Genomic DNA, 23886 nt, shown 5'->3' with positions numbered 1-23886 from the left:
AGCAACGAAACCGGGTCGAGCCAGGGAAAGACAAAGGCCGGTGTCTCTTTCATCATTAGTCAGATAGTTAAGGCCGCCGAGCGCCCAAATAGAAACCGACGATACGGGACATTTCCTTGCACGCACCCGCCCCGACTTCCCTGCTCGACCGCTACCTTGCCCTCGTCGCCGCCGGCGGGCTTGAACGCGATGCGGCCCAGGAGGCAGTCCTCGCCCGCCTGCAGACCGTCCTGGATGGATTGGGTGAGATGTCGGCGACGGGCAAGCCCGGTGCCTTCGGCTGGCTGTTCGGGCGCGCCAAGCCCAAGCCGGCGCCGAAAGGCCTCTATATCTGGGGCGAGGTCGGGCGCGGCAAGACCATGCTGATGGACCTGTTCCATGAAGCGGTCCCGGCCGGCATCAGCCATCGCCGCGTGCATTTCAATGCGTTCATGAACGACGTGCATGAGCGCATCTTCCATTACCGCAGCGAGATCCGCGCCGGGCGGGTCAAGGGCGACGATCCGATCGGCCCGGTGGCCGAGGTGCTGGCCAGGGAAGCCAGGCTCCTGTGCTTCGACGAATTCTCCGTCACCGACATCGCCGACGCCATGATCCTCGGCCGCCTGTTCACGCAACTGTTCGCGCATGGGGTGGTGGTGGTCGCCACGTCAAATGTGGTGCCCGACCGGCTCTATGAGGATGGCCTGAACCGCGCGCTGTTTCTGCCCTTCATCGCCCTGCTGCAGCAGCATATGGAGGTGGTGAAGCTGGAGGCGCGCACCGATTATCGCCTCGAGAAGCTTTCCGGCGGGGAGACCTATCTCGTCGGCAGCGGGCCACAGGTCCGCGCCGGGATGGATGCGGCCTTCGAGCGCCTTACGGGCAGGAAAGAGGGCCTGCCGCTGGTGCTGACCGTCAAGGGCCGTGCCCTGAAAGTGCCGCAAGCCGCCATGGGCGTTGCCCGTTTTTCCTTCGCCGAACTCTGCGGCCAACCCCTGGGCTCGGCCGACTATCTCGCCCTCGCCGAGCATTTTCACACCCTGCTGATCGACGACATCCCGGTGCTCAAGCAGGAGCAGCGCAACGAGGCCAAGCGTTTCATCCTGGTCATCGACTGCCTCTATGATCGCGGCGCCAAGCTCGTAGCCTCCGCCGCGGCGGAGCCAACCGGGATCTATCCCTATCAGGAAGGGCGCGAGGGCTTCGAAATCCAGCGCACCATTTCGCGCCTGATCGAAATGCGTTCGGAGGCCTATCTGGCTCAGCCCCACCGGGCGCCGTTGAAGACTTCGCTGGTGGACGGCTGAACCGGCGGGGGACGGAACATGGGCGGCAAGAGCGAACCGACCGGCGCGCGTCTCCTCGACATCGCTACCGATCACGTGCGCAAGCATGGGCTGGAGCGCACATCCGTGGTGTCCGTCGCCCGCGAGGCCCAAGTCAGCCATGCTGCGGTCTATCGCTATTTCGCCTCCAAGGACGCGCTGATCGATGCCGTCACCGCCGATTGGCACAAGGCAGTGGAGACCCAGCTCGCCGTGGTCGCCGATGCGCCCGACCCAGCCGACGACAAGCTGGAGCGCCTGATGCTGCTGCTGGCGCGGCTCTATCGCGAGCGCCTGGACCAGGAGCCCAATCTCTATGCAGCCTGGTTGTCGGCGATCGGCGAGAACCGCGCCGTGGTGCGCAAGCATCGCCGCCGCATCCGCAGCCTGATCGAGCGCGTCGTCGATGAGGGGCGGTCCATCGAACTCTTCCGGGCGCGCTCGAACGAGAGGCTGATCGCCTTTCTTGGCGATGCCCTGCACCGCTTCATCGATCCGGCCGCCATCGCCGCGGATCGGGATGCCAACCGCCTCGAACTCGACCAGCGCCTTGCCCGCCTGTTGCGCGTGGTGATTCGCGCCATGGTGGCCGGCAGCGTGTAAGAGTCTGCGATCCCCGAGGGCCGTCTTTCCGAGCTATTAATCATTCCACGGCATTGTTCTTGCTTCCCCCTTTCACGCCCAATGCAGCGGGCGCAGGACGCGAAGCATGTATGATAGTGCCGTGCCGGCCTCCGGCACTTGTGTCGACCAGCCGACCCTCGATCCCGGCGCCCTTCTCGGCGCCCTCGGCCAGGCTAGTTACGAATGGTGCCTGGAGACTGACCGCCTCGCCTGGGGGGCAGGTGCGTCCGCCGTGCTCGGCGTGCGGGCCGCAGCCGACATCGCCGATGGCAAGGCCTTCGCCCGCCTGATCGACCTCGATCGGCCCGGCGGCCGGCACGAGGCCATTCTCCAGAGCCCGCATGGCGGGACGGCCGAGGGCACGCCCTATTGCCTGCGCTACAGCTACCGCCCGCATGCGGCTGGCCGGAAGCGCTGGATCGAGGATCGTGGACGCTGGTTCGCCGGGCCGAATGGGCGCCCCGTGGTCGCGCGCGGCTTGGTGCGTGTCGTGGCCGAATGCCCGGAAGACGAGACCGGGGCCGCCGCCCATGGGGTGATCGGCATTCACGATCGTGTTTTCGCCGCCGCCCTGGCCGATGCCTGCGCAGCGGGCCGGCAGGCCGGGCTGTTCCTGGCGACCATCGACCAGCTCGGCGCCCTTCATGGTGCTTTCGGCGCCGTGGTGGCGGATCGCGTCTGCGCCCAGGTGATGCGCGGATTACGCAGCGTGTTGCGCATCGGCGACAGTCTTACCAGCATTGCGGACGGCAAGTTCGCCGTGATGCTGCCCGGTTGCCAGGCCGGGGATGTCAGGGCGGCGGCGGAACGCTTCCGGCTGGTGGTCGAGCGTATCACCGTGGAGGCAGAGGTCGGCATGGTCCGGCCGACGGTCTCGATCGGTGCCGTCCACATCGCACCTTCGGCGGAGACCGCCGGCACGGCCTTGCATGCGGCCCAGCAGGCCCTCGACCGCTGCGAGCGCGAAACGCCGGGGGGTATCGCGATCTTCGCGGAAGGCGATCACCAGGCCGCTTCGGCGAACGCGGCGCAGCGCCTGGCGCTGGCCCTCAACGAAGACCGCGTCTTCCTCGGTTTCGAGCCGGTGCTGGCGGCCCGGTCTTCGGGACGGCAGGCTTTCCGGGCTCGCGCCTTTATCCGGATGCCTGCCAATGCCGCGACATCGGCTTCCGCCACGCTGCAGCCGGAGTCCATGCAACCGGCCTGGCTGACCCCGACCTGCGACCGCGCGCTTGTCCGCCGGCTTGCATTGCGGCTGGTGGACCTGGCCGGCATGGTGCTCGACCGCCATCCCGGTGTCGAGCTGATCCTGCCCCTGCCGGTCGTCGTCGATCCGCGCCGGGGCCCCGGCGACAGTTTCAAGCGCTTGACCATCGAGCTCGACGAGGCGCTGGCCAAGGCCGATCTCGCCAACAACGGGCGTTACTGCAGGGCGATCCGCGCCTCCGGTGCCCGGCTCGGCATTGGCGGTTTCGGCGGCGGCCATCTCGGCTTCGCCGAACTCAAGCTCCTTGAAGTCCGCCAGGTAACGCTCAACGGCGTGCTTGTCGAAATGGCCGACCAGGTCGCGCAGGGCCGTTTCGCGCTGCGCAGCCTCGTCGAGACCGGCGCGCGGCAGGGTCTCGATGTCGCAGCCGAATGGGTGGATGACGAGATCGTCGCCCGCCAGCTGGTGAACTGGGGCTGCAGCCGCCTGATGGGAACGGTGGCAGGCCCGCTCCGGCTGGAGCTGCCGCGTCTGCGCGATGCCGGCCGCCAGGCACCGATGGCGCTGACCGGGACGTGAGACGCAACCTGCCTTCTCCTTTCGGGAGAAGGTGAGCGGCGCCTACTTCTTCTCGTCGCTGATACGGTCGAGGCGCGACTTCATTTCCGCCAGTTCCTTCTTGAGCGTGTCGAGGTCGTCGCTGCTCTTGGAGGTTGCGGTTGCAGCCGGTTCCTTCACATCCTCGCCGTCGGCCTGGGTGAAAGGCGAGAACAGGCGGAAAGCGCGCTGGAAGGCCGCCATGTTGTTGCGGGCCTGTTCCTCGAGCGCCCCGAAACCGCCATTGACCCAGGGCGCCTGGCCCCAGCCGCTGGTGAGGTGCTGCGTCATCTGTTCGCGCAGCTTCTGCTGGTCTCGCGTGAGATTGTCGATGGAGAATTCGAGGAAGCTGGGCACCAGCGCCTGCATGCTGTCGCCATAGAAGCGGATCAACTGGCGCAGGAAGGTGATCGGTAGCAGGTTCTGGCCCTTGCTCTCCTGCTCGAAAATGATCTGGGTGAGCACCTGGCGGGTGATGTCCTCGTTGGTCTTGGCATCGTGGACCACGAAATCCTCGCCGGCCTTGACCATGGCGCCGAGATCCTCGAGCGTGACATAGGTCGAGGTACCCGTGTTGTAGAGGCGCCGGTTGGCGTATTTCTTGATCGTGGTCGGCTCTTTAGCTTTCGCCATCCTACTGCCCCTTACGCTCGTCCCTGCCCTGCAGAATTTCCGAACGGGCTCGCCTGCACAAGCCTGGAAATTCCGAACCTACCGGGTTGCCGCAACGGCTTCCCGCCCGATGACGGTACCCCGTTCCGGAATCGCTCTTCCGGGAGGATGATCACCCCCACGGTCTGACAAATCTAGGCTCTTTTCGCGGTCGCGAAAACATCTTTGTGCAAGCGCGGTAAACTCACCTGGCGCATTGACGGCGGCGCGCCAAGCGTCCCATATGCCCAGGCAGATGGTGGTTGAGCGGGCGTGGATCGGCTCGGCCGCAATCTGAAGGACTTGGAGGATTCGCAGACTTTCCCTGCTTCATCCCTGCGAGGATGAAGCAGGGAAAGTCTGCTTCTGAAAGAGTTGGTCCGCCGGGCCGTCGCAGAACGGAACACTAGAGGAGTGAAATTGCCATGAGTGATGTCGTCATCGTCAGCGCCGCGCGCACGCCGGTCGGCTCCTTCAACGGCGCCTTCGCAGCAACGCCGGCCCACACGCTCGGTGCGGCAGCCGTCAAGGAAGCGCTGGCCCGCGCTAAGGTAGAGGCCGGCGAGGTCGACGAGGTCATCCTCGGCCAGGTGCTGAGCGCCGGCGGCGGCCAGAATCCGGCCCGCCAGGCAGCGATGGCGGCCGGCGTGCCCCAGGAGAAGACCGCCTTCGGCCTCAACCAGCTCTGCGGCTCGGGCCTACGCGCCGTCGGCCTCGGCCTGCAGCAGATCGCCAATGGCGACGCCTCCGTCATCGTGGCCGGCGGCCAGGAATCGATGTCGCTCGCCCCGCATGTGGCGCATCTGCGAGCCGGCGCCAAGATGGGCGATGTGAAGTTCCTGGATTCCATGCTCAAGGACGGCCTGATCGATGCCTTCCAGGGCTATCACATGGGCACGACCGCCGAGAACATCGCGGCTCGCTGGCAGCTCACCCGCGAGGAGCAGGACGCCTTCGCCGTCGCCTCGCAGAACAAGGCCGAGGCCGCGCAGAAGGCCGGCCGCTTCAAGGACGAGATCGTCGCGATCACGGTGCCCGGCCGCAAGGGCGACGTCATCGTGGATGCCGACGAATATCCTCGCCATGGCGCCACGCTCGACGGCATGGCCAAGCTCCGTCCGGCCTTCAGCAAGGACGGCACGGTGACCGCCGGCAATGCCTCCGGCATCAATGACGGTGCGGCCGCCGTGGTGCTGATGAGTGCCAAGGATGCCGAGAAGCGCGGCCTCACCCCGCTTGCCCGCATCGCTTCCTGGGCCACTGCCGGCGTCGATCCCGCCATCATGGGCACGGGGCCGATCCCGGCTTCGCGCAAGGCGCTGGAAAAGGCGGGCTGGAGCGTCAAGGACCTCGACCTGGTCGAAGCCAACGAGGCGTTTGCGGCGCAGGCCCTGGCCGTCAACAAGGACATGGGCTGGGACCCCTCCATCGTCAACGTTAATGGCGGCGCCATTGCCATCGGCCATCCGATCGGTGCCTCCGGCGCCCGCGTGCTGGTGACGCTGCTGCATGAGCTCGCCCGCCGCGGCGGCAAGAAGGGCATTGCCACCCTGTGCATCGGCGGCGGCATGGGCATCGCTTTGACCGTCGAACGCTGATCGGCTCACGGCGATGCGCAAGCCTCTAGCGGCCTGGTGAACGCCATGCCGCGGGAGGCTTGAATGGAAGGGCGGTTCCTCCACCGGAGGAACAGGGGACGCCCTCGGTCTCTGCCTCTTCCCGTGCAGGGGAGGGGAAGTACGTGTCGGGCCGGTCCTCAGGGGCGAAGACCGGTTCGGGACTTCCTGGAGCACAGCGGGCTCATGACTGAACGCTTATTTGCTCCAACTCTCTGTCTCCACGCCAATCCAGCGGATTGGCTGGAGCGTATTTGCGATTTCGGGTGACTCCCTCAAATCGCAAAACACGTTAGTCCAATGAAGAACACCATCGTTACCAAGGAGGCACCATGACCAGAGTTGCAATCGTCACCGGCGGAACGCGTGGCATCGGCGCGGCCATCTCCAAGGCGCTCAAGGCGGCTGGCCACACGGTTGCCGCCAGCTATGCCGGCAATGACGAGGCAGCGGCCAAGTTCAAGGCTGAAACCGGCATTGCAACCTACAAATGGGACGTCGGCGATTTCGATGCCTGTGCCGCCGGCGTGGCACAGGTGGAGAAGGATCTCGGCCCGGTCGACATCTTGGTCAACAATGCCGGCATCACCCGCGACGGCTTCTTCCACAAGATGAGCAAGGACCAATGGTCCGCCGTCATCCGCACCAATCTCGACAGCCTGTTCAACATGACCCGTCCGGTCATCGAGGGCATGCGCAACCGTGGTTTCGGCCGCGTGGTCGTGATCTCCTCGATCAACGGCCAGAAGGGACAGGCCGGACAGGTCAACTATTCAGCCGCCAAGGCGGGCGATATCGGCTTCGTCAAGGCACTGGCCCTGGAAGGGGCGGCCAAGGGCATCACCGCCAATGTGATCGCACCGGGCTATATCGGCACCGAGATGGTGCAGGCGATCGACCCCAAGGTGCTGGAAACCCGCATCCTGCCGCTGATCCCGACCGGGCGTCTGGGCCAGCCCGAAGAAATCGCCCGCGCCGTGGTGTTCCTGGCTTCAGACGATTCCGGCTACATCACCGGCTCGACGCTGAGCATCAATGGCGGGCAGTATCTGGCCTGAGGCCGCTCGGCCCGTCCGTGGCAGTCGAGACGATCGATGGAACGCGGCGGCTTGTTTCGCGTTCCATCATCGCAGCCGGCACAGGCCGCTTCCCGACAATCTTGCGTCATCCTCTCCCGGGCCGGGAGAGGAAAGTTTCCATGAGCAGTTCATGACCGTCGATTTCCATCACCGCCTCGCCTCCGTCGCCAGTGAGATCGAAGATGTGCTGGTGGCGATCTTCGACGTCGCCACCACGCCCCCGGTGCCGACTCGGCTGTTGAGTGCAATGCGCTATGCCGCCCTGGGCGGTGGCAAGCGGCTTCGCCCCTTCCTGGTGGTCGAAACCGCCCGCCTGCTGGGGGGCGACCAGACCACGGCCCTGCGCGCCGGCGCTGCGATCGAACTCGTGCATGTCTACAGCCTCGCCCATGACGATCTGCCGGCGATGGATGACGATGAATTGCGGCGCGGCAAGCCGACGCTGCATCTGGCCTATGACGAGGCTACGGCCATCCTGGCAGGCGATGCCCTGCAGACCCTGGCCTTCGAGACACTGGCGGATGCCGCCACCGGCACTGATGCGGCCATGCGCGCCGAACTGGTGCGCCTGCTGGCCAAGGCCGCCGGCGGCGCGGGCATGGCCGGGGGCCAGATGCTGGACCTGGCGGCGGAAGGGCGTTTCGAAGGCACATCCGAGCTCTCGGCCCAGGCCATCGTCCAGCTCCAGGCGATGAAAACGGGCGCGATCCTGTCGTGCGCGGTGGAGATGGGGGCGGTGATCGGGCGCGCCGATGCGCCAACCTATCAAACCCTGCTGTCCTATGGACGCGCTCTGGGCGCGGCCTTCCAGATCGCCGACGACATTCTCGACATCGAGGCCTCCAGCGCGGAACTCGGCAAGGCCACCGGCAAAGATGCCGGCCGCGGCAAGGCGACCCTGGTCGGCTTGTGGGGCCTGGAGAAGGCGCGGGCCGAACTCGAGCGTCTCACCGGCGATGCCCTCGCCGCCCTTTCCGGTTTTGGTGCCGAGGCGGACGTCCTGCGTGCTGCCGCCCGCTTTACCGCGGACAGGCGCAAGTGAGACCTTAAGCGAGGCTTCCGGGGTGAGGCATTTCCTGCGTCCACTGACTGCCAGGCCGGTCCTGCTCCGGAGCCTCGTCGCCGGCATGGCGCTCGGCCTCGTGATCCCAGGCCTGCCCTGGCTCGAGCGCCTGCTGGCCGGGTGGTGCCTGGCCACCATCCTGTTCGTCGTGATCGTCAGCTACAGCCTGTCGCGACTGCCACCGGGGCGCTTCTCCCACAAGGCCGATTCCCTCGACGAAGGGGCAGTGATCATCCTGGTGCTGTCGATGCTGGCCGCGGCCCTCAGCTTTGCCGGGGTGATCTTCGAGCTTCAGGCGACCAAGGAGCATGCCGGCGGAGACAGCCTGTCCCTGCCGCTGATGGTGGCGACCATCGTCTGTTCCTGGTTCTTCATCCATACCATCTTCGCCATCCACTATGCCCATATCTACTACAATGGCGGTGGTCAGCCGGGTAAGTCGAGCCTGGATTTCGGCGGGGATCCCGAGCCGCCGGATTATTGGGATTTCGTCTATTTCTCGGTGGCGATTGGCGCTTCCTCGGCGACGTCCGACACCAATCTGCGCTCGCGGCTGATGCGCCGCATCGTCGCCGCGCATGCCGTGTTCTCGTTTTTCTTCAACGCCACCATCCTGGCCCTGGCGATCAACATCGCCGCCGGCCTGCTGGGCGGGAATTGACGGGCCCGGCGGCGTGATGGCTGCATAGATCACGGGCCGGCCTGCCTCCGGCCCGCCGGATTCCTCGACCGGGCGGAGGTCGACAATGCTGGCAGCATCGCGGCTATGGCCGTGAGTGCCTTCGCAGGTCAGGCGATGGCCGTCGCCACGTTGCGTTCGACCCGCATGCCCTTGCGTTCCTCGGAGGGGGTGCGGTCGAAATGCTCCGAATAGCATTTGGAGAAATGCGAGGCCGAGACGAAGCCACAGGCCAGGCCCACCGAGAGGATCGGCATCGAGGTCTGCCGCAGCAACTGGCGGGCACGGTTGAGGCGCATTTCGAGATAATAGCGGGTCGGCGTGGTGTCGAGATAGCGCTGGAACAGCCGCTCGAGCTGGCGCGGCGACAGGCGCACCGTGCGGGCGAGCTGGGCGCAGGAGACCGGGCGTTCGAGGCGCTTGTCCATCTCGCCGATCACGGCGAGGAGCTTGGGATGGGAGACGCCGAGGCGCGCGCGCAGCTCCATGCGCTGGCGCTCATGGGAATCGCGCATGCGGTGATGGATGAGTTCGTCGGTGACGAGGGCCGCGATCACCGCGCCCTTCTTGGCCGTGATCAGTGCCAGCATCATGTCGATCGAGGCGGTGCCGCCAGCGCAGGTGAAGCGGTTGCGGTCGATCTCGAACAGTTCCTGCGTGGCGTCGATCTCGGGGAATTCCTCACGGAAGCTGTCGTAGTTTTCCCAGTGGATGGCGCAGCGATGGCCGTCGAGCAGGCCGGCCCGGGCCAGGATATAGGTGCCGGTGCACACGGCGCCGATCGAGACGCCGTAGAAGGCAAGCTTGCGCAACTTGGCGATCAGCGGGCCGTGATCGTATTTCTGCACATCCATGCCGGAACACACGATGATCTCCGGCATCGGCCCGACATCGCCATAGGAACCATCGACCGCCAATGCCACGCCGTTCGAGGCCTCGATCGGCTGGCCGTCCGGCGAATAGAGCCGCCAGGCGAAGGCCTTCGCGCCGGTGACGTAGTTCGTCAGGCGCAGGACCTCCACGGCCGCCGCGAAGGCGATCATCGAGAAATTCGGGGTGAGCAGAAAGCCGACGGTATGCGTGGCGCCGATATCCGGCCGGATATTCATACGCGATTCTCCCTAGAACCTCCGCCGGGGGGCCGGCGGTACGAAGCGTGACGGAGGCGGGAAAGCGCACCCTGTGGAGCGCTCGCCCTCATGATGGCATCGGGCATCTACGTGCCCATTATGGTCAAAAGCGACGGTTGCGGGGCGGTTTGTACCGCATTGTCCGAAACGACGAGGCAGGACGATATTGCGACATTTTTTGAAGAATTCTGATGTGGGCCCGACCATATGTCGCGTTTAATGTCGTAATTTGACAAATATGAGATATTCGGATGCGACCCAATGGTCAAATACTATCCCAAATGCGTCCTGTCAGGGGCCTGGTGGACAGAACCTTTTGTGCAATTTCTTCCAATGCGACAAAAGGCGCGTCGCTTCCGTGCTAGACTGCTCATCGGCGGGATGATGATAGTCGCGCCATTCAAGACTCCATCCAACGGGCGGCAACACGTGCGGTTTTCTGTCTTTTCCCTGGCGCGCAACGCGCTGCGTGGTCATCAGGACTGGCCCGAGCAATGGCGCTCGCCCGAACCGAAGGCCAGTTACGACGCCATCATCATCGGCGCCGGCGGGCATGGCCTCGCCACCGCCTATTACATGGCCGCCGAGCACGGCATGACCAATATCGCCGTGCTCGAAAAGGGCTGGCTGGGCGGCGGCAATACCGGGCGCAACACCACTATTATCCGCTCCAACTATCTGTGGGAGGAGAGCGGCAAGCTTTACGACCACGCCATGAAGCTGTGGCAGAACCTGTCCCAGGTGCTGAACTACAATGTGATGTATTCGGCCCGAGGCGTGATGATGCTGGCGCACAACGTGCACGACATCCAGGTCTTCAAGCGCCATATCCATGCCAACCGCCTGGCGGGCATCGACAATGAATGGCTGACGCCGGAAGAGGCGAAGGAATTCTGCCCGATCCTCAACATCTCCAAGGACATCCGCTACCCGATCATGGGCGCCGCCCTGCAGCGTCGCGGCGGCGTCGCCCGCCACGATGCGGTGGCCTGGGGCTATGCCCGCGCCGCCGACGCGCTGGGCGTCGACATCATCCAGAACTGCGAGGTCACCGGCATCCTGCGCGATGCCTCCGGCGCCATCTCCGGGGTGGAGACCTCCAGGGGCACGATCCGGACCAAGAAGCTCGGCGTGGTCGCCGCCGGCCACACCTCGGTGGTGATGGACATGGCCGGCGTGCGCATGCCGCTGGAAAGCTATCCCCTGCAGGCCCTCGTGTCCGAGCCGCTCAAGCCGATCATGCCCTGCGTGGTGATGTCCAACACCGTGCATGCCTATATGTCGCAATCGGACAAGGGCGATCTCGTCATCGGCGCCGGCACCGACCAGTATGTCTCCTATTCGCAGACCGGTGGCCTGCATATCGCGGCCCATACGCTCGACGCGATCTGCGAGCTCTTCCCGGTGGTGCGCCGCACCCGCATGATGCGCAACTGGGGCGGTATCGTCGACGTGACGCCCGACCGCTCGCCCATCCTCTCCAAGACCCCGGTGCCCGGCCTGTTCGTCAATTGTGGCTGGGGCACGGGCGGCTTCAAGGCGACGCCGGGCTCGGGCCATGTCTTCGCCCATACGGTGGCGACAGGCGAGCCCCATCCGATCGCCGCTCCCTTCACCCTCGATCGCTTCCGCACCGGACGCCTGATCGACGAAGCGGCCGCCGCCGCCGTCGCGCACTGAGGACCGTCATGCTGCTCATCCGCTGCCCTTATTGCGAACAGGATCGCCCGGAACTGGAGTTCCGCAACATGGGCGAGGCCCATATTGCCCGTCCGGCCTTCGCGGACAACCCGACGGACGAGGTCTGGGAAGGCTTCCTCTACACCCGCTCCAATCCCAAGGGGCTGATCGCCGAGCGCTGGCGCCACGTACATGGCTGCGCGCGCTTCTTCAACGCCGTGCGCCACACCGTGACCGACAAGTTCGTGAAGACCTATAAGCAGGGCGAACCCAAGCCCGACCTGGCGGCGCTGGCCACCGAGCTTGCTGCCGCTACGCCCTCCAATACGGAGGCGCGCTCGTGACCGCCTCCCTCCGTACCGCTGCCGGCGGGCGCATCGACCGCGCCAAGCCGATCAATTTCAGCTTTGACGGCATCGCCTATCAGGGCGTGCGCGGCGATACGCTCGCCTCGGCCCTGCTCGCCAATGGCGTGCACCTGATCGGGCGCTCGTTCAAATATCACCGGCCGCGCGGCATCATGTCGGCGGGCTCGGAAGAGGCGAATGCGATGGTCACGGTGATCCGGGATGCCGGCCGCACCACGCCCAATCTGCGCGCCACGCAGGTCGAGCTCTATGAGGGCCTCGTCGCCACCAGCCAGAACCGCTGGCCTTCGCTGAAATTCGATGCCGGCGCCGTCAACGACGCGATGTCGCCCTTCTTCGCGTCGGGCTTCTACTACAAGACCTTCATGTGGCCGCAGAGCTTCTGGAAAACGGTCTATGAGCCGAAGATCCGCGCCGCGGCCGGCTTCGGCGAGGCGCCCAAGGTGGCCGATCCCGATCGCTACCTCAACCGCTATGCCCATTGCGACGTGCTGGTGGTGGGTTCCGGGCCGGCGGGCCTGGCAGCCACCATCGCCGCGGCCGAGACCGGCGCCTCGGTGATCCTGGTCGACGAGCAGGCCGAGCTCGGCGGCTCGCTGCTGGCCGAGACCACGGCGACCGTCGAAGGCCGGGCCGCACGCGACTGGGCCACCGACATCATCATGTCGCTGGCCCTCAACGACCGCGTCCGGCTGATGCCGCGCACCACCGCCTTCGGCTGGTATTCCGACAATTTCGTCGCCCTGGCCGAAAGGCTGACCGATCACGTCGCCCAGCCGGAAGCCCGCACGCCGCGCGAGCGGCTCTGGCAGGTACGCGCCAAGCAGGTCGTCATCGCCGCCGGTGCGATCGAGCGTCCCCTGGTGTTCCCGGAGAATGACCGTCCGGGCATCATGCTGGCCGACTCGGCCCGCATTTATGTCAACCGCTACGGCGTCAAGCCAGGCAACCGGGCGGTGGTGTTCACCGCCTGCGACAGCGCCTATCAGGCTGCGCTCGACCTCAAGGCCGCCGGCGTCGAGATCGCCGTGATCGCCGATATCAGGCCCGATGGCGGTGCCCTGGTCGGTGCCGCCCGGGAGGCCGGTATCCGCGTCAGCCTCGGTGCGACGATGATGGGCACCAGCGGGCGGCTGCGCGTCAATGCCGTCAGGCTCGGCCGTGTCGGCACCGACGGCACCGTGAGGGACCGGGAGACGGTCTCCTGCGACCTCGTGCTGATGTCGGGCGGCTGGACGCCGACCGTGCATCTGTTCTCGCAGTCGCGCGGCAAGCTGCGCTACGACGAGGCCAAGCAGATCTTCGTGCCGGGCTTCGCCCGCGACGAGGAGCGTTCGGCCGGCGCCTGCCGCGGCGTGTTCGACTTCGGCGCGGTGATCAATGACGGCTTTGCCGCCGGCCACGAGGCCGGGCGTGACGCCGGCTTCGACAAGGGCGCCCTCAAGACCTTCGACGTCGATCGCGAGACCTCGCAGGAAGGGTTCTACACCGGGGCGCTGCCGCATGACCGCAATGCCAACCGGGTCAAGGCCTTCGTCGACTTCCAGCACGACGTCACCGCCAAGGACATCAAGCTGGCGACGCGCGAGGGCTTCCGCTCGATCGAGCACGTCAAGCGCTACACCACCACCGGCATGGCGACCGACCAGGGCAAGACCTCAAACATCAATGCGCTGGCCATTGCCGCCAAGGCGATCGACAAGAAGGTGCCGCAGGTCGGCCTGACCACCTTCCGCCCGCCTTATACGCCGACCACCTTCGGCCTGTTCGCCGGCACGGCGCGCGGCGACCTGTTCGATCCCGTGCGCAAGACCGCGATGCACGAGGCCGAGGTCGAGATGGGCGCTGACTTCGAGGATGTCGGCCTGTGGAAGCGCGCCTGGTACTATCCGCGCGCCGGCGAGAGCATGCATGATGCGGTCAACCGCGAATGCAAGACGGTGCGCGACAAGGTCGGCATGTTCGACGCCTCCACCCTCGGCAAGATCGAGGTGGTCGGCCCGGATGCGGCGGAGTTCATGCACCGCATCTATGTCAACCCGTTCATGAAGCTGGAGCCGGGCCGCCTGCGCTACGGCATCATGACCCGCGACGACGGCTTCGTCTATGACGACGGCGTGGTCGGCCGCATGGCGCCCGATCGTTTCCACGTCACCACGACGACCGGCGGTGCGCCGCGCGTGCTCTCGCATATGGAGGACTACCTCCAGACCGAGTGGACCGATCTCAAGGTCTGGTTCACCTCCACCACCGAGCAATGGGCCGTCATCGCCGTGCAGGGCCCGCATGCCCGTGACGTGCTGGCGCCCCTGGTGGAAGGCATCGACATCTCCAAGGACGGCATGCCGCACATGTCGGTCAAGGAAGGCCGCATCTGCGGTGTCCCGACCCGCCTGTTCCGCATGAGCTTCACCGGTGAGGCTGGCTTCGAGGTGAACGTGCCGGCCGCCTATGGCCGGGCCGTCTGGCAGGCCATCCATGCCGAGGTCGTCAAATATGACGGCTGCGCCTATGGCACCGAGGCGATGCACGTGTTGCGCGCCGAGAAGGGCTACATCATCGTCGGCCAGGATACCGACGGCACGCTGACGCCGGACGAGGCCGGCGTGGGCTGGGCTGTGGGCAAGGCTAAGGCCGATTTCGTCGGCAAGCGCGGCCTGATGCGTCCCGATCTGCAGGATCCCAACCGCAAGCAGTTCGTCGGCCTCCTCACCGTCGATCCCGGCGTGGTGCTGGAAGAGGGCGCACAGATCACCGAGGTGGCGCAGCCCGCTATCGGCGAGCATGCCCTCGGCCACGTCACCTCGGCCTATTGGAGCGCCAATCTCGGCCGTTCCATCGCTTTGTGCAATCTCGAGCGCGGCCGCTCGCGCTATGGCGAGACGGTCTATGTGCCGATGCCCGGCGGCTCGATCGCCGTAAAGGTGGTCGACCCGATCTTCATCGACAAGGAAGGAGCGCGGCTCAATGGCTGATATCGCAACCCGCCGCGATCCGCTCGACGGCATCGCGCCGATCACCGCCCGCAGTCGCCTCACCATCGAGGCGGCCCCGCGGGGCGCCCGCCTGGTGCTGCGCGGGCCGGACAGCGCTGCCGTCGCGGCCGGCCAGGCCTTCGGGCTGGCGCTGCCGACCGCTCTCAATACCGCCGCCACCGACGACACCCGCACCGCCTTCAAGCTCGGCCCGGATGAGTGGCTGCTGCTCGCGCCGGAGAATACCGAGGCCGAGGTCTACGCCGCCATCGAGGCGGCTGTGCAGGAGCCGCATTCGCTGGTGGATGTCAGCCACCGCAATGTCGGCATCCTGGTCTCGGGCTCGCTGGCCGCCGACGTGCTCAATGCCGGCGTCATGCTGGATCTCGATCCCAAGGCCTTTCCCGTCGGCACCGCCACCCGCACGCTCTATGCCAAGACGGAAATCGCGCTGTGGCGCAAGGGCGCGAACGACTTTCACGTCGAGGTCTGGCGTTCCTTCACCGATTACCTGCATGGCCAGCTCGAGCAGGCTGCGCGGGAATATGTGAAATAGAGCGGCACAGGCATTGCCCCAACGCTCGCGGGCTGCATTGGGGAGACTGGATTGACCCCCGGCAAGATCCATATCCATGAGGACGATTGGGGCATGCGCTCCCTTCATCCCTTGATGGCGCTTGCCCATTACCGAACGGATCTGAACAAGGCCGCACAACACGCCGCCGATCATGCTGCGCCCGACGGCATGGGCTGGACGGACGTGCATGTCATTGCCGATGCTCCCGAGGAGCAGGCGCAATTCGTCGCCTTGACGCCGGAGGCTTTCGGCGCAGCCCTGGCTTTTCTTCCTCGTGTGATGCAGTTCAACGCGACCGCATCGGCCGGCTTCGAGAAACATGACGAATGGGGCTACTATAATCCGGATGCCCTATGTTTCGGTCACGATGCAGATTTCTATCTGATATGTAGCCATGATGCCGGCATCATTCGGGAAATCTTCTTCGAAATGTCCTCGCCGGATGACGTCCGGCTCGGGCTTTTCCGAGAGGCTCTCTCACGGTTGAATGCCATTGAGCCGCTCTGTCTGGTCGACTATTGGACCGACACGGCGCTCGATGTCGCGGACCGGGAGGCGCTGGACGCCTATTGCCGGCTGGTCTCGCAATAGCGGAGACCAGGTCAGGCGCTCGTCCGCCGTCCCAAGCGCATCAGATGGCCGTTTGCCGCCACGTCGCGATGCACGCGCACAGAGCGAGGAGAAGGAGCAGCCGCTACCGCGGGCTCAGACACCCAGCATCAGCTGGATGTTCTGCACCGCGGCGCCGGAGGCGCCCTTGCCGAGATTGTCCAGCCTCGCCACCAGCACGGCCTGGCGATGGGCCTCGTGCGGGAAGACGCGAAGCTCGAGCCGGTCGGTGTCGTTGAGCGCTTCCGCCTCGATCTTGGCGGCGCCGTCCAGCGGTTCGACGCTGACCAGCCTGGCGCCGGCATAATAGTCGGCGAGGATGGCGTGGAGGTCCGCCGCCTTTGGCTTGCCCAGCAGCGTGTCGAGATGCAGCGGCACCGAGACCAGCATGCCCTGGCGGAAATTGCCGACGGACGGCACGAAGATCGGCCGGCGGGTCAGGCCGGTATAGGCCTGCAGCTCCGGCACGTGCTTGTGCTCCAGCGTCAGGCCGTAGAGCTCGAAGGAGGGAGCGGTGCCCGCCTCATAGGCCTCGATCATCGATTTGCCGCCGCCGGAATAGCCACTGACCGCGTTGACGCTGACGGGATAGTCCTGCGGGATCACGCCGGCATCGACCAGGGGACGCAGCAGGGCGATCGCGCCGGTGGGGTAGCAGCCGGGATTGGCGACGTGGCTCGCCTTGGCAATGGCCTCGGCCTGACCTGGCGCCAGTTCGGCAAAGCCGTAGACCCAGCCGGGCGCGACGCGATGGGCCGTGGAAGCGTCCAGCACCTTGGGCTTCTTGCCGTCGAGCTCGGCGATCAGCGCCACCGTTTCCTTGGCGGCGGCGTCGGGCAGGCAGAGCACCACGAGGTCGACCTCGGCCAGCAGCGCCTTCTTCGCCGCGATGTCCTTGCGCAGTTCGGGTGCGATGCTGCGCAGGGCAACGCCCGCCACCGACGCCAATCGCTCGCGGATGCCGAGGCCCGTGGTGCCGGCTTCGCCGTCGATGAAGACGGTGCGGACGGCGCCGGCCTGGTGCGGCTTTTCGGCGAGATCGGAGAGGGCGGCCATGTCTGATCCTCCTTGAGGAGAGGCGGGCTGTCGGGAACGCTGGCTATATCGGAGCAAGAGGTGTCACTGTCAATGCCGGAGCGTATTGCGGAGCTTAGGGACCGTTCAAGAATAGGCGCTCTGATCGATTGTCATCCCGGGCGCCGCCCCAGGCGGCGGGAAGGGGATCCAGGGGTCGTAGATACGATCTCTAGCCCCTGGATTCCCTTCCCCTCGCCCTCTCTCGCTTCGCTCACGAGAAGCTCGGCCGGGAATGACGGCGCGCTCATTCTTGAACGGTCGTTTAGCGCTCTTCTGGTGGGTCGATCTCCAGATCGACCATCCTGAAAGTCCCGGGGTCGGCGCCTATGGGGCGGGACGTCCATGCATCGGAAAGCGCGCCGCGAGCATTTCCTTCAGATCCGGTGGGTAACAACTTACGTCGTGGCGGCGAATATCGTTACAGCGGCTGGAATCACATGTTTTAGCGCAAAAAGTGTGGTTTTCGGCACGCTCACTTGATTTGGCTCCGATGCCGGAGCGGGTCATAGTCAAGGCCATGCGGAGCGGCAACCAGCCGTTTCCGCCATCCAGCAACAGAAGGAAACTCCCATGTCCGTGTTCACCAAGGCCAGTACCGCTTTCGCTCTGGCCGGCGCCGTCGCCAGCGCCGCTGCCTTGCTGTCGGCTCCCGCCAAAGCCGACGATTCCAAGGAAAAATGCTACGGCGTCGCCCTCAAGGGCCAGAACGACTGTGCGGCCGGTGCCCATTCCTGCGCCGGCACCTCGACGATCGACTATGACGGCCAGTCCTTCAAGCTGGTGCCGAAGGGAAGCTGCGTCACCATGAAGACGCCGACGGGCATGGGCTCACTGACGCCGGTCAAGAGCTGATCGCTCTCTCATCTCGGCGCGTTTGCCGAGGTATGCTCCTATCCAGACCATACCGAGCAAGACGCGACGAGCCTTCTCCCCTTGCGGGAGAAGGTGCCATAGCGAGGTCCTTCCAGGACCTCGCGTTCAAGCAAGAGATTTGGGGGCGGATGAGGGGAGAAACGCAACTCGGCAAGGTGCGCGCTAACACCCCTCATCCGTCCTTGCTTTGCAAGGCCATCTTCTCCCGCAAAAGGGGAGAAGGCCAGTTGAGCCTCTTTGGGCAGGGGTTCGAGATATGCGTATGCCCCGGAACGCCCTCGGAGAATCCCATGAACCATTCCGCCAGCACGACACTGCCTTTGCGCGCCGGCGCCGGGCTCAAGCCGGAGCATGTCGAGACCATTCTCACCACCCGGCCTGACATCGGCTTCTTCGAGGTTCACGCCGAGAATTATATGGGGGCGGGCGGCCCGCCGCATGCCCAGCTCCGGGCGATCTGTGAAAACTACGCGCTTTCGCTGCATGGCGTCGGCCTGTCCATCGGCGCGGCGCGGCCGCTCGACAAGGATCACCTCGCCCGGTTGAAGACGCTCGAACAGCGCTACCACCCGGCGAGCTTTTCCGAGCACCTGGCCTGGTCGAGCCATGAAGAGGTCTTCCTCAACGACCTCTTGCCGGTGCCCTATACGCCCGAGACCCTGCAGCGCGTCTGCGACCATGTCGGCGAAGTGCAGGATATCATGGGGCGGCGCATGCTGCTGGAGAACCCCTCGACCTATCTCCTGTTCGAGGAGAGCTCCATCGAGGAGACCGATTTCCTGAGCGAGATCGCCCGGCGCACCGGCTGCGGCCTCCTGCTCGACATCAACAATGTCTTCGTCTCCGCCACCAATCACGCGACCTCGCCCGAGGCCTATCTCGATCGCTTCCCGCTCCATCTCGTCGGCGAGATCCATCTCGCCGGCCATGCCGAGACGATTGACGATGCCGGCGCGCCGCTCCTGATCGATGCCCATGATCGGCCGGTCGCCGATCCGGTCTGGGCGCTCTATGAACGCGTCATCGCCCGCACCGGGCGGCTGCCGACCCTGATCGAATGGGACAATGACGTGCCGGATTGGCCGGTTCTGGCCCGCGAGGCGGCGCTTGCCGAGGTGGCGATGGCACGCATCATCAAGGCGAGGGCCGCCTGATGTTGGCCGACACGCAATCCTCGTTCCGGCACGCTGTGCTCGACCCGGCCGCCGCGCTGCCGCAGGGGCTTGCAGCCCATAACGGCGTGGCGCCCAACCGGCGCTTTGCCGTTTATCGCGACAATGTCGCGCTCGGCCTCGCCGCGGCGCTGGAGAGCCGCTTTCCCACCTCGATCGCCATCGTCGGCGCCGACTTCTTCCGGGCCCTGGCCATCCGCTTTGCGCGCGAGCATCCGCCACGCTCGCCGCTGCTGCTCGACTATGGCGACGACCTGCCGGCTTTCACCGAAGGCTTCGAGCCGGCACGGGAGGTCGCCTACCTGCCGGATGTGATGCGCCTCGAGATCGCCCGGGCCCAGGCCTATCACGCCGCCGATGCCGAGCCGGCTCCGCCATCGGCGCTCGCAGCCCTCGATCCTGCGCGGCTGCACGAGGTGCGGGTCGAGATCCATCCGGCGGTTCGTCTCCTGCGCTCGGCCTTCCCGGTGGCGACGATCTGGCAGATGAATGCCGGCGGCGAGGCGCGGGAGATCGTGGATTGGTCCGGCGAGGACGTGTTGGTGACCCGACCCCGCCTCGACGTCGAGGTGCAGATCCTGCCGCCGGGCGGCCATGCCTTTCTGGCCGCGCTGCTGGCCGGGGATCCCTTGGAGGCGGCGGCGGAGGCCGCCTTCGCCGAAGCCCAGGATTTCGACCTGGCCGCCGCCATTGCGGGGCTGGTTGCGGCCGGAATCGCCTGCCGCTTCCAGATCTGAACCTGTCGGAGAGTGTTGCCATGACCCGCACGACATTCGCATCCTCCGAACCGGCAGCGCCGGGATTGGCGGATCGCCTGATCCATCTCTTCACGCTCATTCCGCATTGGCTGATCGCCCTGATCGCCCGCCTTGCCCTGTTCCGGGTGTTCTGGTGGTCGGCCCGTACCAAGGTGGCCGACGGCACGCTGTTCTCGCTGTCGGACAGCGCCGTCTATCTCTTCCAGGAGGAATACAAGCTGCCGCTGCTGCCGCCGGAGCTTGCCGCCCACCTGGCCCTGCTGGGCGAAAGCGTGTTCTCCGTCCTGGTCCTCGTCGGATTGGCGACGCGGCTCGGCGGCCTCGGCCTGTTCGGCATGGCGCTGGTGATCCAGCTCTTCGTCTATCCCGACCATTACAACGAGCATCTGCCCTGGATGGTCTGCGCCCTCTATCTCGCCAAGTTCGGCGGCGGCTTCCTTTCCCTGGACGCCCTGATCGCCCGCTGGACCGGCCGGAAGGTCTCGTTCGCCTGAGGCGGGGGCCTGATGGCTGCCGGGGAACCGTGGTCTTGTTGGTGCCGCGTTGCCCCTCACCTCTATCCTCTCCCCGCAAGAGCGGGGCGAGGGGACGCAGGCGTTGCGATCGACGCTCAGACCATGCATCTCGCCCGACGGTTGGGCGAGACTGGACGCTTTCGGTGAGGCGTGACCGGCCGAGGTCTCCTCGCCCCGTTCTTACGGGGAGAGGTACGGTGAGGGGCTGCGCAACCGTCGTGGGCGGGCATGAGCAATCACCGGTCAGCTGTCAGAGACACTCTGCTCAGCCTGCATCCTGCCTGACCTTGGCATAGTGCCGGCTGGCCTTGGCGCGATTGCCGCAAGTAGCCATGTCGCACCAGCGGCGGGTCCCGCTCTTGCTCTCGTCGAGGAAGAGGAAACGGCATTCGGGGTTGGCGCAGCGCCGGATGCGGTGTCGATCGGCGGCGGGAATGAGATCGCCGGCCGACCACAGCACCGAGGCGAGCAGATGCGTCGCCGAAGGCTCGAAAGGCCCGATCTGCCAGGCATAGCCGTCCTTCGCGCGCACCAGGCGGTTGCGACCGGGAGCCTGGGCGATGGCCTGGGCGAGAGCGGCGAAGTCGCGCTCCTCGACGGCCTGCTTCTCGGCGATCGCGGCCAGAGCGCGATAAAGCGTTTCGCGCAGACGGATCGCCGCGTCGAAGAGGCGGTCGGCATCATCAGGGTGTTCACCGGCCCAACGGCTGGCCTGCTCGATGCGTTCACCCGCCTCTCCGCCGGTCCGCTTCGTCCAGGCCAATAGATCGGCCACGCCGTGCAGCCGCTCGACCGGCGTTTCCCGTCCTCGCCAGGAACGCGTATTCGCGAAGGCGATGCACAGGTCATCGCGTACCGGTGAAATCAACGTCATGGCATCCCTTCGAGCCCGGACCGGTTCCGGCTGGCCGGGCCACGCAGCGCGGCAAGCCTCGAAGAATTCTAACCGTCTTGGGGGTTGACAGTCAACGCGACCGGCTCGACAATACTAACCACCATGATGGTTATATAGATGCCGAACCCACCGCGAGGAGGGCGCCTTGGATCGCGATAGGAGTGCCGCGCTGACAGGAAACGGACGCGCCTTCGAGGGAACGCCGCCCCGGCAGGCCGAAGCTGGCAGTGCCGGGGCCCGAATCCCGCTCTGGGCGATGCTGGCAGCCCTTTCGGCAGTGGCGGCCATGAGCCAGGCATTCCGGACCGTCGCCACGCTGCTCGCCGGCGAACTCAAGCTGGAATTCGGTGCCTCTACCCAGGAGATCGGCCTGTTCGCCGGCGCATTCCATTTGTCCTTCGCACTGGCGCAGATCCCCATCGGCGTGGCCCTCGACCTGTTCGGACCACGCCGCACCGTCTGCGCTGCCTTCCTGCTTGCCTGCCTCGGTGCGTTGGGGTCGGCCCTCGCGCCCAATCTGCCCGTGCTAATCGCCAGCCAGGTCTTGATCGGTGTCGGTTGCGCGCCGGCCTTCCTGGGCGCCATCGTCTTCGTCACCAATCGCTATCCCGCCTCGCAATTTGCGCGCCTGTCCGGCCTCGTCCTCAGTTTCAGCGGCATCGGCATGCTGATGACGGGCACGCCGCTCGCCCTGGTGGTGGAAACCTGGTCGTGGCGGGCCGGTTTCCTGGCGCTTGCCGGGATCTCGATCCTCGTCCTGGCGGCCAATGTCCTGCTCGTCCGGGACGAAGCGCCCGCGCCAGGGCGTAGCCGCCCAAGCCTGCTCGACGCCTTTGCCAAGGTGGGCCCGCTGCTGGCCGAGCGGCATTCGCTCGGCATCCTCCTGCTCGGCGGCGTCTCCTATGCCGCTTTCCTCACCCTGCGAGGCCTGTGGGCCGTGCCGATGCTGATGGAGCGGCACGGTTTCAGCCTGGTCGCGAGCGGCCACGTCATGCTGGCGACCTCGGTCGCAGCCCTGCTCGGGCCACCCGCTTTCGGCCTGCTGAAGCCCGGCAATCGCGGCCGGCGCACCTGGATCATCGCCAGCGCGGCCCTTTGCATTGCCGCCTTTGCGGTCCTGGCGGGGCAGATCTCGAGCCTCGTCGATATCGCCGCCGTGATCCTGCTCGGCTTCATGACCGGCTATTTCATCCTGCAATATGCCGATGTCCGTGCCGCCTATGCCGAAGAGGTCGCCGGCCGGGCCTTCGCCATCTTCAACACGGCCATCTTTCTCGGCGTCGCCGTGATGCAATGGCTGACGGGATTGGCGGGATCCGTCGCGGCGGCTCGGAATGCCGATCCCTTCCTGCCCGTCTTTGCGGTGATCGTCGTGCTGCTGGCCGCCGGCATTGCCAGCTTCGTCCTGCTGCCCTGGCCGCGCGGCAAGGGCTGGGAGCGCTGACGCGTCGCACCGGAAAGCTTGCCTCTTCCCCCTTGCGCTTCAGGGCGGGAGCGCTCTACTTCAAGGCATGAATTTCGCCAGCGACAATTGGGCTGGAGCCAGCCCCAAAATCATCGAGGCGCTCGCACGCGGCGCCGATGGCATCGCCCCCGCCTATGGCCAGGACGATCTCACCCGCGAATTGAAGGCACGCCTGGCCGATCTGTTCGGCCGGGAGGTCGGGCTGCTCTTTGCCGCCACCGGCAGTGCCGCCAATTCCCTGGCCTTGAGCGCTCTCAGCCCGCCCTATGGCGCCATCTATGCCTATGAGGAGGCGCATATCGTCGGCGACGAGGCCGGTGCGCCCGAGTTCTTCACCCATGGCGCGCGCCTGGTGCCGATCCCCGGTGCCGGCGGCAAGCTGACGCCATCAGGGCTGGAGGCCACGCTGGCGCGCGGCTCGGGCTCCGGTTCCGCCATCCCCAGGCCCGCCGTGCTGTCGATCACCCAGGCGACGGAAAGCGGCACCGTCTATCGCCGCGGCGAGATCACGGCCTTGACCGATATCGCCCGGGCAGGCGGCCTCAAGGTGCATATGGACGGCGCACGTTTCGCCAATGCCTTCGCCTTCCTCGAAAAGGCCGATGGCATCAGCGCCGCCGACATCACCTGGAAGGCGGGTGTCGATGCCCTCGCCTTCGGCCTCACCAAGAATGGTGCCCTGATGGCCGAGGCCGTGGTGCTGTTCGAGCCGGAGAAGGCCGCCGAACTCGAATGGCTACGCAAGCGCAGCGGCCATGTCTTTTCCAAGGCCTGGCCGATCGCGGCCCAGTTCCTGGCCATGCTGGAGGGCGATCACTGGCTCGATCTCGCCCGCCATGCCAATGCCATGGCAACGGCCCTGTCGCAGGGCCTCGTCGCGGCGGGGCATCGGCTCGGCTACGAGACCGAGGCCAACGAAGTCTTCGCCATCCTGCCGAAAACCGTGATCGCCCGGGTGAGGGAGGCCGG

General features: G+C 66.0%; 22 protein-coding genes. 18 read left to right on the top strand and 4 right to left on the bottom strand.

The window, feature by feature from the left end; genetic code table 11:
- The first annotated feature begins 110 nt into the window (after nt 1–110).
- The 3 genes from zapE (at nt 111) to BA190_RS04540 (ending at nt 3717) form a co-directional block, all read left to right on the top strand.
- Complete coding sequence (gene zapE, locus BA190_RS04550) at nt 111–1289, top strand: cell division protein ZapE (RefSeq protein WP_245314565.1); 1179 nt, start codon at nt 111–113, stop codon at nt 1287–1289.
- A gap of 18 nt (nt 1290–1307) precedes the next feature.
- Nucleotides 1308–1910 carry a TetR/AcrR family transcriptional regulator gene (locus BA190_RS04545; RefSeq protein ID WP_068283249.1) on the top strand — a complete coding sequence of 201 codons (603 nt, stop codon included), beginning with the start codon at nt 1308–1310 and terminating at the stop codon, nt 1908–1910.
- Between the two features lie 106 nt (nt 1911–2016).
- Entirely contained in the window at nt 2017–3717 is a 1701-nt protein-coding gene (locus BA190_RS04540) for an EAL domain-containing protein (protein WP_068283246.1), read from the top strand.
- 42 nt (nt 3718–3759) lie between these two features.
- Here the strand turns inward: BA190_RS04540 and phaR are convergent, their stop codons facing one another.
- Complete coding sequence (gene phaR / locus BA190_RS04535) at nt 3760–4368, bottom strand: polyhydroxyalkanoate synthesis repressor PhaR (RefSeq protein WP_068283245.1); 609 nt, start codon at nt 4366–4368, stop codon at nt 3760–3762.
- A 443-nt stretch (nt 4369–4811) separates the two neighbouring features.
- On the opposite strand from phaR, the gene BA190_RS04530 reads away from it, so the two are divergent.
- The 4 genes from BA190_RS04530 (at nt 4812) to BA190_RS04515 (ending at nt 8805) form a co-directional block, all read left to right on the top strand.
- Entirely contained in the window at nt 4812–5984 is a 1173-nt protein-coding gene (locus BA190_RS04530) for an acetyl-CoA C-acetyltransferase (protein WP_068283243.1), read from the top strand.
- Nucleotides 5985–6334: 350 nt separating this feature from the next.
- Nucleotides 6335–7060, top strand: a complete 726-nt coding sequence (phbB, locus tag BA190_RS04525) for an acetoacetyl-CoA reductase (RefSeq protein WP_068283240.1) — start codon at nt 6335–6337, stop codon at nt 7058–7060.
- Between the two features lie 151 nt (nt 7061–7211).
- On the top strand, nt 7212–8123 hold the full coding sequence (locus BA190_RS04520; RefSeq protein ID WP_068283237.1) for a polyprenyl synthetase family protein: 912 nt from the start codon (nt 7212–7214) through the stop codon (nt 8121–8123).
- A gap of 22 nt (nt 8124–8145) precedes the next feature.
- Nucleotides 8146–8805, top strand: a complete 660-nt coding sequence (locus BA190_RS04515; RefSeq protein ID WP_068283234.1) for a DUF1345 domain-containing protein — start codon at nt 8146–8148, stop codon at nt 8803–8805.
- Between the two features lie 128 nt (nt 8806–8933).
- Here BA190_RS04515 and BA190_RS04510 read toward each other — a convergent pair whose 3' ends face one another.
- Nucleotides 8934–9932, bottom strand: coding sequence for a GlxA family transcriptional regulator (locus tag BA190_RS04510; RefSeq protein ID WP_082979449.1), 999 nt, complete (start codon nt 9930–9932; stop codon nt 8934–8936).
- Nucleotides 9933–10382: 450 nt separating this feature from the next.
- Between BA190_RS04510 and BA190_RS04505 the strand changes: the two genes are divergently transcribed.
- From BA190_RS04505 to BA190_RS04485, 5 genes are read left to right on the top strand one after another with little or no spacing between them, the layout of a single operon-like run.
- On the top strand, nt 10383–11633 hold the full coding sequence (locus BA190_RS04505; RefSeq protein ID WP_245314552.1) for a sarcosine oxidase subunit beta family protein: 1251 nt from the start codon (nt 10383–10385) through the stop codon (nt 11631–11633).
- A gap of 8 nt (nt 11634–11641) precedes the next feature.
- Nucleotides 11642–11977: a sarcosine oxidase subunit delta gene (locus BA190_RS04500; RefSeq protein ID WP_068283231.1), complete on the top strand. Its 336-nt coding sequence runs from the start codon at nt 11642–11644 to the stop codon at nt 11975–11977.
- Complete coding sequence (locus tag BA190_RS04495) at nt 11974–14976, top strand: sarcosine oxidase subunit alpha family protein (RefSeq protein ID WP_068283228.1); 3003 nt, start codon at nt 11974–11976, stop codon at nt 14974–14976. The genes BA190_RS04500 and BA190_RS04495 overlap by 4 nt, the downstream gene beginning before the upstream one ends.
- Nucleotides 14969–15532 carry a sarcosine oxidase subunit gamma gene (locus tag BA190_RS04490; protein WP_068283225.1) on the top strand — a complete coding sequence of 188 codons (564 nt, stop codon included), beginning with the start codon at nt 14969–14971 and terminating at the stop codon, nt 15530–15532. The genes BA190_RS04495 and BA190_RS04490 overlap by 8 nt, the downstream gene beginning before the upstream one ends.
- A gap of 51 nt (nt 15533–15583) precedes the next feature.
- Nucleotides 15584–16144 carry a hypothetical protein gene (locus tag BA190_RS04485; RefSeq protein WP_068283223.1) on the top strand — a complete coding sequence of 187 codons (561 nt, stop codon included), beginning with the start codon at nt 15584–15586 and terminating at the stop codon, nt 16142–16144.
- Between the two features lie 114 nt (nt 16145–16258).
- Here the strand turns inward: BA190_RS04485 and argC are convergent, their stop codons facing one another.
- The gene (argC, locus tag BA190_RS04480) at nt 16259–17218 is read right to left on the bottom strand and encodes an N-acetyl-gamma-glutamyl-phosphate reductase (protein WP_068283221.1); all 960 of its coding nucleotides are present in this window, start codon (nt 17216–17218) and stop codon (nt 16259–16261) included.
- Nucleotides 17219–17809: 591 nt separating this feature from the next.
- Between argC and BA190_RS04475 the strand changes: the two genes are divergently transcribed.
- From BA190_RS04475 to BA190_RS04460, 4 genes are all read left to right on the top strand, one after another.
- Complete coding sequence (locus BA190_RS04475) at nt 17810–18091, top strand: DUF2282 domain-containing protein (protein ID WP_068283219.1); 282 nt, start codon at nt 17810–17812, stop codon at nt 18089–18091.
- 311 nt (nt 18092–18402) lie between these two features.
- Nucleotides 18403–19266, top strand: coding sequence for a DUF692 family multinuclear iron-containing protein (locus tag BA190_RS04470; RefSeq protein WP_068283216.1), 864 nt, complete (start codon nt 18403–18405; stop codon nt 19264–19266).
- Nucleotides 19266–20021 carry a DNA-binding domain-containing protein gene (locus BA190_RS04465; protein ID WP_068283212.1) on the top strand — a complete coding sequence of 252 codons (756 nt, stop codon included), beginning with the start codon at nt 19266–19268 and terminating at the stop codon, nt 20019–20021. Before BA190_RS04470 ends, BA190_RS04465 begins: the two co-directional genes overlap by 1 nt.
- Nucleotides 20022–20041: 20 nt before the next feature.
- Entirely contained in the window at nt 20042–20536 is a 495-nt protein-coding gene (locus tag BA190_RS04460; protein ID WP_082979448.1) for a DoxX family protein, read from the top strand.
- Between the two features lie 286 nt (nt 20537–20822).
- Here the strand turns inward: BA190_RS04460 and BA190_RS04455 are convergent, their stop codons facing one another.
- Nucleotides 20823–21431: a CGNR zinc finger domain-containing protein gene (locus tag BA190_RS04455; protein ID WP_068283208.1), complete on the bottom strand. Its 609-nt coding sequence runs from the start codon at nt 21429–21431 to the stop codon at nt 20823–20825.
- A gap of 166 nt (nt 21432–21597) precedes the next feature.
- Here BA190_RS04455 and BA190_RS04450 point away from each other — a divergent pair, with 166 nt between their 5' ends.
- Together BA190_RS04450 and BA190_RS04445 are read left to right on the top strand one after the other, a co-directional pair.
- Entirely contained in the window at nt 21598–22896 is a 1299-nt protein-coding gene (locus BA190_RS04450; protein WP_202908422.1) for an MFS transporter, read from the top strand.
- A 67-nt stretch (nt 22897–22963) separates the two neighbouring features.
- Nucleotides 22964–23886 (top strand): low specificity L-threonine aldolase (locus BA190_RS04445; RefSeq protein WP_068283204.1); only part of this gene is annotated, 923 nt, incomplete at its 3' end.

Origin of the sequence: Labrys sp. WJW, assembly GCF_001676615.1 — a bacterium.
Taxonomy (GTDB): domain Bacteria; phylum Pseudomonadota; class Alphaproteobacteria; order Rhizobiales; family Labraceae; genus Labrys; species Labrys sedimenti.
The sequence above is the reverse complement of the archived record's forward strand: the minus strand, read 5'-3'. Positions and strand labels throughout refer to the sequence as shown.